General features: G+C 72.0%; 12 protein-coding genes. 6 read left to right on the top strand and 6 right to left on the bottom strand.

The window, feature by feature from the left end; genetic code table 11:
* The first annotated feature begins 20 nt into the window (after window positions 1-20).
* On the top strand, window positions 21-1,151 hold the full coding sequence (locus ACZ56V_RS24995) for a pectinesterase family protein (RefSeq protein ID WP_398912516.1): 1,131 nt from the start codon (window positions 21-23) through the stop codon (window positions 1,149-1,151).
* Between the two features lie 117 nt (window positions 1,152-1,268).
* Complete coding sequence (locus ACZ56V_RS24990; RefSeq protein ID WP_468945352.1) at window positions 1,269-2,066, top strand: HAD family acid phosphatase; 798 nt, start codon at window positions 1,269-1,271, stop codon at window positions 2,064-2,066.
* Here ACZ56V_RS24990 and ACZ56V_RS24985 read toward each other — a convergent pair.
* From ACZ56V_RS24985 to ACZ56V_RS24960, 6 genes are all read right to left on the bottom strand, one after another.
* The gene (locus ACZ56V_RS24985; protein WP_467383915.1) at window positions 2,051-4,273 is read right to left on the bottom strand and encodes a glycoside hydrolase family 43 protein; all 2,223 of its coding nucleotides are present in this window, start codon (window positions 4,271-4,273) and stop codon (window positions 2,051-2,053) included. The two genes, ACZ56V_RS24990 and ACZ56V_RS24985, sit on opposite strands and share 16 nt — an antisense overlap.
* Before the next feature lie 145 nt (window positions 4,274-4,418).
* Entirely contained in the window at window positions 4,419-5,150 is a 732-nt protein-coding gene (locus tag ACZ56V_RS24980; protein WP_467383913.1) for a hypothetical protein, read from the bottom strand.
* Window positions 5,147-5,722, bottom strand: a complete 576-nt coding sequence (locus ACZ56V_RS24975) for a SigE family RNA polymerase sigma factor (protein WP_467383912.1) — start codon at window positions 5,720-5,722, stop codon at window positions 5,147-5,149. The genes ACZ56V_RS24980 and ACZ56V_RS24975 overlap by 4 nt, the downstream gene beginning before the upstream one ends.
* Before the next feature lie 76 nt (window positions 5,723-5,798).
* Window positions 5,799-7,253 (bottom strand): peptidoglycan D,D-transpeptidase FtsI family protein, encoded by a 1,455-nt coding sequence (locus ACZ56V_RS24970; RefSeq protein WP_468945348.1) that lies wholly within the window; start codon window positions 7,251-7,253, stop codon window positions 5,799-5,801.
* A gap of 98 nt (window positions 7,254-7,351) precedes the next feature.
* Window positions 7,352-7,822, bottom strand: coding sequence for a GNAT family N-acetyltransferase (locus tag ACZ56V_RS24965; RefSeq protein ID WP_467383909.1), 471 nt, complete (start codon window positions 7,820-7,822; stop codon window positions 7,352-7,354).
* Window positions 7,823-7,825: 3 nt separating this feature from the next.
* Entirely contained in the window at window positions 7,826-8,599 is a 774-nt protein-coding gene (locus tag ACZ56V_RS24960) for an IclR family transcriptional regulator (protein WP_059301842.1), read from the bottom strand.
* Window positions 8,600-8,721: 122 nt separating this feature from the next.
* Here ACZ56V_RS24960 and ACZ56V_RS24955 point away from each other — a divergent pair, with 122 nt between their 5' ends.
* From ACZ56V_RS24955 to ACZ56V_RS24940, 4 genes are all read left to right on the top strand, one after another.
* Window positions 8,722-10,251, top strand: coding sequence for an aldehyde dehydrogenase (NADP(+)) (locus tag ACZ56V_RS24955; RefSeq protein WP_467383906.1), 1,530 nt, complete (start codon window positions 8,722-8,724; stop codon window positions 10,249-10,251).
* Window positions 10,252-10,357: 106 nt separating this feature from the next.
* Window positions 10,358-10,966 carry a DUF1349 domain-containing protein gene (locus tag ACZ56V_RS24950; RefSeq protein WP_356367244.1) on the top strand — a complete coding sequence of 203 codons (609 nt, stop codon included), beginning with the start codon at window positions 10,358-10,360 and terminating at the stop codon, window positions 10,964-10,966.
* Between the two features lie 87 nt (window positions 10,967-11,053).
* A complete protein-coding gene (locus tag ACZ56V_RS24945; protein ID WP_468945343.1) occupies window positions 11,054-11,767 on the top strand; it encodes a DsbA family oxidoreductase in 714 nt (237 codons plus the stop codon).
* Between the two features lie 107 nt (window positions 11,768-11,874).
* A complete protein-coding gene (locus ACZ56V_RS24940) occupies window positions 11,875-12,933 on the top strand; it encodes an aminotransferase class V-fold PLP-dependent enzyme (protein ID WP_398912506.1) in 1,059 nt (352 codons plus the stop codon).
* Window positions 12,934-12,986 lie beyond the last annotated feature (53 nt).

The raw sequence follows: 12,986 nt of genomic DNA, 5'->3' as shown, positions 1-12,986 counted from the left end.
GTCCCCGAAGGAGCATCCGTATGCACCGACCCGCCCCGTCCCGCAGAGGCTTCCTCCTGGCGACCGCCGGCGCGGGCGCCGCCCTCGGCCTCGCGGCGGCCGGTCCCGCCGTCGCCGGCACCCGGACGCACCCGCGTCCCTTCGGCCGGTACGGCTCACCGGCCGCCCGCCGCACCCCGAAGACCCTGTACGTCGACCCGCACGGCCGCGGCGACCTCACCTCCGTCCAGGCCGCCGTCGACGCCACCGAGGGCGACGGCTGGACGCTCGTCCTCGCCCCCGGCACCTACCGCGAGACGGTCTCCGTCGACACCGGGCGCACCGGGGCCACCTGGCTCGGCGCCTCCGGGGACCCGCGCGACGTCGTCATCGTGTACGACAACGCGGCCGGCACCCCCAAGCCGGACGGCTCCGGCACCTACGGCACCAGCGGATCGGCCACCACCACCGTGCGCGCCGACGGCTTCACCGCCCGGGGGATCACCTTCGCCAACGACTGGCTGCGCGCCGACCAGCCGGACTGGACCGGCACCCAGGCGGTCGCACTCAAGGTCATGGGCGACCGGTCCGCCTTCCACGACTGCCGCTTCCTCGGCCACCAGGACACCCTCTACGCCGACACCCGCGACCTAGGCCTCTTCGCCCGCCAGTACTACGCGCGCTGCTACGTCGAGGGCGACGTCGACTTCGTCTTCGGCCGGGCGACCGCGGTGTACGAGCAGTGCCACTTCCGCACCCTGGTCCGCCCCGACCTCGACGCCGCCCCCTACGGCTTCGTGTTCGCGCCCTCCACGGCGGGTGCCAACCCGCGCGGCTACCTGGTGGTCCGCGGCCGCGTCAGCAGCGAGGCCCCCGACGGCTACTACAAGCTGGCCCGCCCCTGGGTGCCCAGCTCCGACACCACCGCCCGCCCGATGCTCACCGTGCGCGAGACCCACCTCGGCGCGGGCATCGACGCGGTGGCGCCGTACGCGAACATGCGGGACGCGTACCCCTGGCAGGAGCAGCGGTTCCGGGAGTACCGCAACACCGGCCCCGGCGCCGCGGCCACCGTCCCGGAGAACCGGCCCCGGCTCACCCGTGCCCAGGCCGCCGCGCACACCCGGGAGGCGTACCTCGGCGACTGGCGGCCGTACGACCGGCGGCGGTGACCGGTCCGCAGGTCACCGGCACTTGACCTGCTTGACGTGATTTTTGCCAGGTAAAGGGGCGCGGATCCGGCCACGGGTCTCGCGCTCACCAGGGTGACGCGCGTAGAAACCTGTGTCATGCATAAACCACTGCGCATCGCGACCGTCACCGCCGCCTGTGCCGTCGCCGGTGCCGTCCTGTACGGCACGGGCGCCGCCACCGCCGGCCAGTCGACGGCCAACTCCACCCACGAGCCGTACAACATCGGGGTGCTGGCCAAGGACATCGACGCCTACTACGGCACCACGCTCGACGCCGACGGTGTCTACCAGGCGTCCCCGGACAGCCCGTACGCCACCGACGTGGCGCGCCTCGACGCCGCCGCGAAGCGGCAGATCGACCGGGCCGCCCGCACGGCGCACCACAAGCACACCAGGCCCGCGGTCGTCTTCGACATCGACGACACGCTGCTGCTCAGCCTCGACTACGAGAAGAAGAACAACTACGGCTACGACGGCGCCACCTGGGCCGCCTACGTCGACCGGGCCGACCGCCCGGCCGTCCCCGGCAGTCCCGGACTCGCCCGGTACGCCGAGCAGAAGGGGGTCGAGGTCTTCTACAACTCCGGCCTGAGCGAGGCGCAGCGCGCCGCCGCCGTCGGGAACCTGAAGAAGGTCGGCGCCGACGTGAACCTCGACACCGGCCACATCTTCCTGAAGGACAAGGCGAACCCGCCGTCCTACCTGGCCCACTGCGCCACCCCGGGCACCTGGAAGTGCACCACCGTGCAGTACAAGGCAGGTACCCGCCGGCACATCGAGCGGGACCTCGGGTACGACATCGTCGCCAACTTCGGCGACCAGTACTCCGACCTCCAGGGCGGCTACGCGGACCGGACGTACAAACTGCCCAACCCGACCTACTTCGTCGAGTAGCGCGCCGCCCCGGCGGGGACGGACCCCAGGGTCGGCACGACCGGCTCGATCGTTCCGTCGGGGGCGAACTCCAGCCGGTCGATCGTGGTCTCCCGGTGGGTGCCGTCCCCGCCGGGCCTGCCGGGGCCGTTCAGCGCGAAGCGGTGGTAGACGATGTACCAGTCGTCGGTGCCGGGCGTGTTGACCACGGAGTGGTGGCCGGTGCCGAGGATGCCGTACTCCGGGCGCTTGGACAGGATCGTGCCGCGCTCGGTCCACGGGCCGAGCGGGGACGGGCCGGTCGCGTACGCGACGTGGTAGTCCTCGCTGCGGGTGTCGTCCTCGGACCACATGAAGTAGTAGGCCCCGTCGCGCTTCACCACGAAGGAGCCCTCGCGGAAGTCCTCCGGGGTGATGTCGCGCACCCGGGAGGCGTCGAAGGACACCATGTCGTCGTTGAGCGGGACCACGTAACCGTGCCCGTTGCCCCAGTACAGGTACGACTGCCCGTCGTCGTCCGTGAAGACGGACGGGTCGATCATCTGGCCGTCGAACCGCCCCTTGGCCACCAGCGGCTCGCCCAGCGCGTCCGTGAAGGGACCGGCCGGGGAGTCGGCCACCGCGACGCCGATCTGCTGCTCGGCGCAGAAGTAGAAGTAGTACCTGCCGTCGCGTTCGGCGATCGCCGGGGCCCAGGCGTTCTTGTCGGCCCAGGACACGTCCGGCCCCAGGTCGAGGACGACGCCGTGGTCCTTCCAGTGGACCAGGTCCTTCGACGAGAACGCCTTGAACCGCGTGCCGCTCCAGCCGGGGAAGCCGTCCGTCGTCGGATAGATCCAGTACCGGCCGTCCAGGTACCGGACGTCGGGGTCCGCGTAGAGGCCGGGCAGGACCGGGCTGCGGGTGGGCACCGCTTCGACGGTCCAGGTGCGCCTCGTGCCGTCGGCGGCCGTCACCGTGTACGTCTGCGGCCTGCGGAAGTCACGGCGCGTACCGGACTCCGGGGTCACCTTCGCTCCCTCGCCGACCCACAGCTTCGGGGCGAGCCGGCGCAGGTTCGTGCGGGGCTCCATCGGCAGGACCACCTTGCCGGTCTCCTCGCTCACGACGGCGTAGCCCTTCTGCCCGCGCGCCGTGGCGTCCACGACCGAGGCGGGACTCGCCGGATAGGCGGCCAGCAGCCGGTCGTACTCCGCCTGCGTCACCGGTATCACCGTGCCGTGCCGCGGGCTGGCGGGCAGATGGTAGTCGGTCGACGGCGTCCACCTGCCCGAGTCGAGGTCGGTGGTCTCGAAGGGGAGGTAGCCCCGGCCGCCGTACTCGTCGACGAACAGGTACCACTTCTCCTCGGTGTTGGACTTGAACACCGTCGGCCCCTCGCCCCGGTCCATCGCGCCGCTGCCGATGCAGTCGGAGACGAAGGCGTAGGAGGTGTCGGTGAGCGAGGCCGACTTCTCGGCGGTGATGAACTTCGAGCAGGGGGAGCCGGAGGACGGGTCGCGCTCGTCCTTGGTGTAGCGGTAGTACGTGCCCTCGTGCTTGACGACCGTCGAGTCGATGACCGAGTAGCCCGGGTCGTTCCACACCTTCGGCTCGCTGAAGGTGCGGAAGTCCTTCGTGGTGGCGTACAGCATCTTGTTGTACGTCGAGCCCGTGTGGTCCGGGTCGTCGTCGGCGTAGAGCTTGGACGCCCAGAAGACGACGTAGGCGTCCAGCTCGTCGTCCCAGTAGGCCTCCGGCGCCCAGGTGTTGCCCGCGCTGTCCGGGGCGACCCTCACCAGGCGCTGGTCGGTCCAGTGGACCAGGTCGGTGGACTCCCAGACCATGATCGACTTACTGCCGTGCCGCTGCACCTCGTCCCAGCTGCCACTGCTGTTCCGGTACATCCGCAGGTCGGTGGCGATCATGTAGAACCGGTCGCCCTCGGGGGAGCGGATCACGAACGGGTCGCGCAGGCCCTTCTCGCCGGTCGTGGAGGTCAGCACGGGCTTGCCCCCGTTCAGCTCGCGCCAGTGCAGGGCGTCGTTGCCGCGGCTGAGGGCGTAGCGGATCTGCTCGCCGTCCGCGGTGCCCTCGCCGGTGAAGTAGGCGAAGAGGTAACCGGCGTACGAATTCTTCTGCGTTGGGGCCGCTCCGGGGTGGGCGGTGCCCGCAGGGGCGGCGAGCAGGGCGAGGAGGAGAGCGAGGAGGGGGACCAGAAGCGTGCGGCGAGCGGTGTGACGGCGCATGACACTTCCTGTCGGAGTCTGGGTGGTTCTGTTGGAAGCTGTGCCCTCGGAGTGTCACCAGTGGGAAGCGGCGCGTCAACGGGACGGCAGGGACCGAAAGTTTCGCCCCGCGGTGCGGAAGGGGTTGCCGGGCCTCAGAGGTTCCCTACGAGCGGTCGTCGCGAGGCGCGAAGTCGCCCCGTACCGACAGCCGTCCGGACGTGGCGGTGGCCGTCGCCGAGTAGCGGTCGCCGCGGGCGTCCCGGCCACCGCGCTCGTGGTTGTACTGGCCGGCGAACATCCACTCGCCCGCCGGGACGGTACGGCCCCGCTCGAGCGTCCACCGGTAGACGAGGAAACCGTCCCGCTCCTCGACCGTGACCGTGAAGTCGCGCTCCGGGAGCGACCGCCAGGCCCCGGTGGTGGTGACCGACCCGGTCTGCGCCACCCTCAGCTCGACGGTGAGCGCGGTCAGCGGAGTGCTCGTCCTGAGCGTGATGTTGCTCTGCGCCCAGAAGGCGTTGCTGTGCGGGTCCACCGAGCCGTCCGACCACAGGGGCCCGTCCTCGACGTCCGAGGCGGGCGGCCGGCTCGGGGTGGCCTCCTCGGGCGACGGTGCGGGAACCGGCGGGGCGGCGACCGAGCGCGGTGCGGGGGCGTCGTCCTTCACCGCCGACGCGACCGCGTAGCCGCCGGCCACCAGGACGCCCGCCACCGCCGCCGTCGCACCGGCCACCCGCACCCACCCCGGCAGCCGCACACGGTCCGGCCCGCGGTCGCCGACCGCCATGCCGCGTTCCACCCGGGCCAGGATCCGGACCCGGTCCGGCCGGTGCGCCCCGGCCGCCTCGCGCAGCCGGGCGCGCAGCTCCTCGTCCACGTCCCGCCGTCCGGTCACCGGGTCCCTCCCGCGGCCTCACCGCTGTGCGCGATCGCCGCGCGCACCTGCCGGGGAGCGCGCGGAGCCGCCCGGGTGCCGAGCAACCGCTGGAGTTCGGCCACCCCCTTCGACGTCTGGCTCTTGACCGTGCCCACCGAGACGCCCAGGGCGAGCGCCGTGTCCTTCTCGGAGAGGTCGAAGGCGTGCCGCAGCACCACGCACGCCCGCTTGCGGAACGGCAGCCGGCGCAGCGCCTCCTGCACGTCCACCACGCCCGCGACGTCGGGGTTCTCGGCCCGTTCCTCGCGCTGCGACCAGAACAGGGCGACTCGTCTGCGCTCGCGCACGGCGGTGCGGACGCGGGTGCGGGCGAGGTTGGCGACGACACCGCGCGCGTACGCCACCGGGTGGTCGGCCGCGCGGACCCGGTCCCAGCGGTGCCACAGGGCCAGCAGGGCGTCCGCCGCCAGGTCGTCGGCGGCGTCCGGCTCGCCCGTCAGCAGCCGGGCGAGCCGGGCCAGTTCGGCGTAGTGGCGTTCGAAGAAGGCGTGGAACTCCGCGGAGGCGTCGTCGTCGGCGACTGTCCTCACGGCGGACTCTCCTCGCAGTGGCTTCCCGGGTGCCGAACACCGTACGGCAGACCGAACCCGCGGGGGAGGGGTGGCCTCAGTCCTTGAGCGCCGCCTCCATCATCGCCTTGGCCACCGGGGCCGCCAGGCCGTTGCCGCTGACCTCGCTGCGGGCCGCGTCGGACTGCTCGACGAGGACCGCCACCGCGACCTCCTTGCCCGACGTGTCGGACTTGGCGTAGGAGGTGAACCAGGCGTACGGCGTCTGGCTGTTGTTCTCGCCGTGCTGGGCCGTGCCCGTCTTGCCGCCCACCGTCGCGCCGGAGATCTGTGCGTTGGACCCCGTGCCCTTCTCGACGACGGTCCGCATGGCCGACTGCAGCTGCTCGGCGGTGGACGAACTGACGATCCGCTTCGAGTCCGCGTCGGTGTGGTCCTCCAGCACGTCGCCGCCGCTGTCGGTGACCTGCGACACCATGTGCGGGGAGACCAGCTCGCCGCCGTTGGCCAGGGCCGCGGACACCATCGCCATCTGCAGCGGGGTCGCCGTCACGTCGAACTGGCCGATGCCCGTCAGCGCCGTCGACGACCGGTTCATGTCCTTCGGGTAGACGCTGGTGTAGGCCCGTACCGGCACGTCCTGCGTCTCGTCGTTGAAGCCGAACTTCTCGGCCATGGCGCGCAGCTCGTCCTGGCCGAGGTCGACGGCCATCTTCGCGAAGACGTTGTTGCACGAGTACTGCAGCGCGGTGCGGATCGTGGCGTTCTCGCAGGGGGCGTTCGGGTTCTCGTTGGACAGGTCCTTCGCGGTGTCGGGCAGGGTGTACGGGTCGGGGCTGTCGGTCTTCACGTCCACCGAGTCGTACAGCCCGTTCTCCAGCGCGGCGGCCGCCACGACCAGCTTGAACGTCGAGCCCGGCGGCAGCGGCTGGCGCAGCGCGCGGTTGGTCAGCGGCTTGTCCGGGTCACCGGTGAGCTTCTTCCAGGCCGCACCGGCGGTGTTGGCGTCGGTCAGCGACGTCGGGTCGTACGAGGGGGTCGACACCACGGACAGGATCCTGCCCGTCTTCGGGTCGATCGCCACGGCGGCGCCCTTCTTGTCGCCCAGCGCCTCGAACCCGGCCTTCTGCACGTCCGGGTCGATCGTGGTCACCACGTTGCCCGGCTCGGCCCGGGTGCCGGTGACCGTGTCCATCACGGTCCTCAGCCGCGGATCGGTGCCGTTGAGCACGTCCTGGTAGATGCCCTCCAGCTGGGTCGGCGCGTATGCCTGCGAGGCGTAGCCCGTCACCGCCGCGTACAGCTTCCCGTTCTCGTACGTGCGTTTGTACGCGAGGTCGCCGCCCTCCGTCGGCGCCGATCCGGTGGCCGACCGGCCGGCCACGATGATGTTCCCGAGCGGCTCCGCGTACGTCTCTATCGCGTTGCGCCGGTTGTCCTTGCTGTCCGCGAGCGCCCGGCTCTCGTAGAACTGCACCCAGGTCGCCCTGATCAGCAGAGCAAATACCAGGAGCAGCGTGAAGACCGAGGCCCGCCTGATCGTCTTGTTCATCCCGTTCATCCCGCTGACAGGACGAACGGGCGGGGGGCGGTCGTTCCCGTGTGCCCCGTTTTCTCATCTTTCTCATCGGCCGTTCATCGGCGATGTCCTCACTCCGCGAGGTGCAGCACGACCTCGTCGATCTCCTCGCCCCGGGCCGGCGCGAACCCCCGCGCCCGCGCGCTGGTCACGAACCCGCACTTCTCCAGCACGCGCCGCGACCCCGCGTTGTCGGCGGCCGCGCGCGCGTACAGCGGGCGGTCCCGCACCTCGGCGAGCAGGGCGCGCAGCGCGGCCGTGGCCACGCCCTGCCCCCAGTACGCCCGGTCCACCCAGTACGTCACCTCGCGCTCGCCCGGGTCCCCGTACACCGCCGTGCTGCCGATGACGTCACCGTCGCCGAGGATGGTCCGCACCACGTCGCGGGAGGCACGGATCTTGTTCCAATGGGTCGCGAACGCCTCCCAGTCGGCGGGGTCCTTCACCGTGAAGGCCGCCATCCGCAGGGCTTCCGGATCGTTCATCTGCCGGAAGAAGACGGGCAGATCGCTGTCGTGTACCTCGCGCAGTGCGATGTGCATGGATCAGAGCCTACGCGTGGCCAGTGTCAGCCGGTCCCGCGCGTCGAACAACGCGTCCTTCACCATCTGTTCGTGCGCGGGCGTCAGCCGCGCCACCGGCACCGAGCAGCTGATCGCGTCCCGCGCGGGGGTGCGGTAGGGGACCGCCACGCCGAAGCAGCGCAGCCCCAGCGTGTTCTCCTCGCGGTCCACGGCGAAGCCCTGCTCCCGCACCAGGCGCAGCTCCTCGATGAGCTTCTCCCGGTCGGTGATGGTGTGCTCGGTCAGCGCCGGGAGCGTCTCCGGGAGCAGCTTGCGTACCTGCTCGTCGCTGTACGTGCTCAGCAGCGCCTTGCCCAGCGAGGTCGAGTGCGCGGGCAGCCGGCGGCCGACCCGGGTGAACGGCCGCAGGTAGTGCTGGGACTGGCGGGTGGCGAGGTAGACCACGTTGGTGCCGTCCAGGCGCGCGAGGTGGATGGTCTCCGTCGTGTCGTCCGAGAGCCGGTCCAGCGTCGGCCGGGCCGCCGCGACCACCTCGTCGCCGTCGATGTACGAGGTGCCGACCAGCAGCGCCCGCACCCCGATGCCGTACCGCGTGCCCGTGGCGTCCGTCTCCACCCAGCCCAGCTCCACCAGCGTGCGCAGCAGCATGTAGAGGCTGGACTTCGGATACCCGACGGCCTCCTGGACCGACGCGAGGGAGTGCATACCGGGGCGTCCGGCGAAGTATTCGAGCAGCTCAACCGTCCGCACCGCGGACTTGACCTGCGCTCCGCCCCCCGTCTCGACAGCCGACATCGCCCTTGACCCCTTCGTTCGACGAGAAGCTGAAGATATAGTCTCGAACAGCATATTCATCAGTAGAGACAGCGTTCAGTATATCGAACAACTTCTGTGCAGAGCACGTGGAGGGACCCGCGGTGGCAGCAGCACCAGTCTGGAGTGTCGACCCCCGTACCGGGAAGCAGCGTGAACAGGTCGCCGTGGAAGCCACGGCCGAGGAGGTGGACGCCGCCGTCCGCGCCGCGCACGCCGCCCGGGACGCCCTGGCCGACCGCACCGTCCGCGCGGCCTTCCTGCGGAGCGCCGCCGACGAGCTGAAGGCGGCCGAGGGCACCCTCGTCGAGGTGGCCGACGCGGAGACCGCGCTCGGCCCGGTCCGGCTCACCGGCGAACTCGCCCGCACCTGCTACCAGCTGCGGGCCTTCGCCGACATCGTCGACGAGGGCGAGTACCTCGGCGTGGTCGTCAACCACCCCGACGACACCGCCACCCCGCCCATCCCGGACCTGCGCCGCTACAAGGTGCCGCTCGGCGTCGTCGCCGTCTACTCGGCCTCCAACTTCCCCTTCGCCTTCTCCGTCCCCGGCGGCGACACCGCCAGCGCCCTCGCGGCCGGCTGCCCGGTCGTCGTCAAGGCCCACCCCGACCACCCGGCCCTGTCCGAGCTGGTCGCCAAGGTGCTCCGCCGGGCCGCGGCCCGGCACGAGATCCCGGACGGCGTCCTCGGCCTGGTGCACGGCTTCGAGGCGGGCGTCGAGCTGATCAAGCACCCGCTGGTCGCCGCGGCCGGCTTCACCGGCTCCGTCCGCGGCGGTCGCGCGCTGTTCGACGCGGCGGCGGCGCGTCCGGTGCCGATCCCCTTCCACGGCGAGCTGGGCTCGCTGAACCCGGTCGTCGTCACGGAGGCGGCGGCCACCGAGCGGGCGGAGGCGATCGGCGCGGGGCTGGCCGGTTCCATGACGCTGGGCGTCGGGCAGTTCTGCGTGAAGCCCGGCCTGGTGCTCGTGCCGGCCGGTGACGCCGGTGACGGCCTGGTCAAGTCCCTCACCGACGCGGTCAGCGCCACCGACGCCGGGGTGCTCCTCGACCACCGCATGCGGGACAACTTCGTCGCGGGCGTCGCCGAGCGCACCGCGCTGCCCGACGTGGACTCCCCGGTGACGCCGGGCGCGGGCGGCGAGCACACCGTCAGCCCCGGGTTCCTCACGGTGCCGGCGGCGCGGCTGGCGGCCGAGGGCGAGCACGACCTGCTCCTGGAGGAGTGCTTCGGGCCGGTCACCGTGGTGGCCCGCTACCAGGACGAGGCGGAGGTGCGGGGCGTGCTGGCCCGGCTGCCGGGGAACCTCACGGCGACCGTGCAGCTCTCCGCCGAGGAGGTGGCGGGGGAGGGTGCCGGGGCGGCTCTCCTCGCGGAGGTGACGCCGCTGGCGGGGCGGGTCCTGGTGAACGGCTGGCCCACGGGGGTCGCGGTGGCCGCGGCTCAGCAGCACGGGGGGCCGTACCCGGCGACCACGTCGACGTCCACCTCGGTGGGGGGTACCGCCATCGAGCGGTGGTTGCGGCCGGTGGCTTATCAGGGAGTGCCTGAGGCACTGCTGCCGGTGGAGTTGCGGGACGACAATCCGCTGGGGCTGCCGAGGCGGTTCAACGGGATTCTTGAGCGGTAGCGCCGTTGGGCGCGGGGTTGTGTGCGGTCCGACGCGCCGTCGTGGCTTGTCGCGCAGTTCCCCGCGCCCCTTCAGGACGTTCCCCTCACGTTGGGATGATCAGTCAATGAATCTTGAAGTCGCCGAACTGCCCTTCACCCTCCGCCCGTACGGACCCGAAGGCCACTGGGCCTACGCCGACGGTGTGCTCACCGGAACCGCCGGACCCCGGCAGGACCGGTTCGTGCCGCCCACCGGGGAGTCGTTGGAGTCCGTGTCCGACGCGCCGCGGTTGCTGGGGGCGCCCGACGGGGACTTCCAGCTGATCGCTCGGGTGTCGGTCGGGTTCCGGGGTGCCTTCGACGCCGGGGTGCTCTACGTGCACGTGGGGGAGCGGGCCTGGGCCAAGCTGTGTCTGGAGTACTCCCCGGACGTGCCCACCGTCTGCACGGTGGTCACCCGGGGCCACTCCGACGACTGCAACTCCTTCCCCGTGGAGGGGGACTCCGTCTGGTTCCGGGTCAGCCGGAGCGGGCGGGCCTTCGCCTTCCACGCCTCCCTCGACGGGGAGCGCTGGACCTTCGTACGGCTCTTCACACTGGGTGACGAGGAGGAGACCGGCTCCGCCCTGGTCGGCTTCCTGGCGCAGGCGCCGACGGGGGAGGGCTGCACCGTGACGTACGACCACCTGGAGTTCCGCCCGTCCTGGCCGGCGGACCTGCGGGACGGCAGCTGACGGCGGGAATGGGACCCGCTGCTTGAACGTTCACGTACGAGGCGGAGAGGGCCTCCGCGGCCGTACGACCTGGAGAAGAGCCGAGACATGCGCGTCGAGATCTGGAGCGACATCGCCTGCCCCTGGTGCTACGTGGGCAAGGCCCGCTTCGAGAAGGCGCTCGCGGCCTTCCCGCACCGGGACGGGGTCGAGGTGGTCCACCGTTCCTTCGAGCTGGACCCCGGGCGGGCCAAGGACGACGTGCAGCCCGTGCTGACGATGCTCACCGCCAAGTACGGCATGAGCGAGGCGCAGGCGCGGGCCGGGGAGGACAACCTCGGTGCGCAGGCGGCCGCCGAGGGCCTCGACTACCGCACCCGGGACCGCGACCACGGCAGCACCTTCGACATGCACCGACTGCTGCACCTCGCCAAGGAGCGCGGGCGGCACGGGGCGCTCCTGGACGCCTTCTACCGGGGCAACTTCGCCGAGGAGCGCTCCGTGTTCAACGACGACGAGCGGCTCGTCGAGCTGTCCGTCGCCGCCGGGCTCGACGAGGACGAGGCCCGCGCGGTGCTCGCCGACCCCGCCGCCTACGCCGACGAGGTGCGCGCCGACGAGCGCGAGGCGGCCCAGCTCGGCGCCACCGGGGTGCCGTTCTTCGTGCTGGACCGCGCCTACGGCGTCTCGGGCGCCCAGCCCGCCGAGGTCTTCGCCCAGGCGCTGACCCAGGCGTGGGGCGGGCGCACGCCGCTGAAGCTGATCGACGACGGGGACGCGCAGGCCTGCGGTCCGGACGGGTGCGCGGTGCCCCAGGGGTGAAGGGCGGCCAAAAGCCCAGGTGAGAGGCCGTGCATAAGGGATGCTTGGAGAAACCGCGTAGAAATACGCAATGGACGGAGAGGTCCGGGGGGCCGCACAGTGGTGCCATGGAGAGCTTCGAGAATCTCGTCCGTACCGAGTTCGCCCCGAAGACCACGTACCTGAACACCGCCAGCACCGGCCTGCTGCCCGCCCGGACCCTCGCGGCCATGCGGGACGCGGCGGCCGCCGCGGCGGAAGGGCAGCCGCTCGACATGTTCGCCGACGTCGAGGCGGCCCGGGCCGCGTACGCCCGCCTCGTGGGGGTGCCCGCCACCCGGGTCGCGACCGGCGCGTCCGTCGCCACGTTCAGCGGGCTCGTCGCCGCGTCGCTGCCGTCGGGGGCCGAAGTCCTCACCGCGGAGGCCGACTTCAGCTCCCTGGTGAACCCGCTGTACACGCGCGGCGACCTGAAGGTGCGCAGCGTGCCGCTGGAGCGGCTGGCCGAGTCGGTGGGCCCCGACACCGCGCTCGTCGCGGTCAGTTCCGTGCAGTCCGCCGACGGGCGGATCGCCGACCTCCCCGCGCTGCGGGACGCCGCCCGGGCGCACGGGGCGCGGACGCTGATCGACGCCTCCCAGGCGAACGGCTGGCTGCCGACGGCCGCGGACGACTTCGACTACGTGACCGCCGTCGGCTACAAGTGGGTGCTCTGCCCGCGCGGCGTCGCCTTCCTCGTGGTCCCCGAGGACCTGGGAGCGGCGGCCGGGCTGACGCCGCTGTTCGCCGGGTGGGCGACCGGGGAGCACCCCTGGGACAGCTGCTACGGCCCCGTCGAGGAACTCGCGCACTCCGCCCGGCGGTTCGACGAGAGCCCCGCGCTGTTCTCCTACACCGGCGCCCGGCACTCCCTGGCCCTGATGGAGGAACTGGGCGTCGACGCCGTGCACGCCCACGACACCGCGCTCGCCGACCGGTTCCGCGCGGGCGTGCGCTCGCTGGGCCACGAGCCGGTGCCCGCGCCGGGCTCGGCGATCGTGTCCGTGCCGGGGCTGGGCCACCGGCAGGGCGAGTTGGGCCGGGCCGGGGTCCAGGTGTCCGACCGGGCGGGCAACCTGCGGGCCGCCTTCCACGTGTACAACACCACGGCGGACGTGGACCGGCTGCTCGACGTGCTGGCGGGCTGACCCGGCGGGGCCGGGAAGAACATCGGGCAGGGGCCTCCCGTCCCACACGAAAA

The organism is Streptomyces sp. NPDC034099 (genome assembly GCF_055575415.1).
Note: the sequence above shows the minus strand (reverse complement) of the source record. Positions and strands in the feature narration are given on the sequence as shown.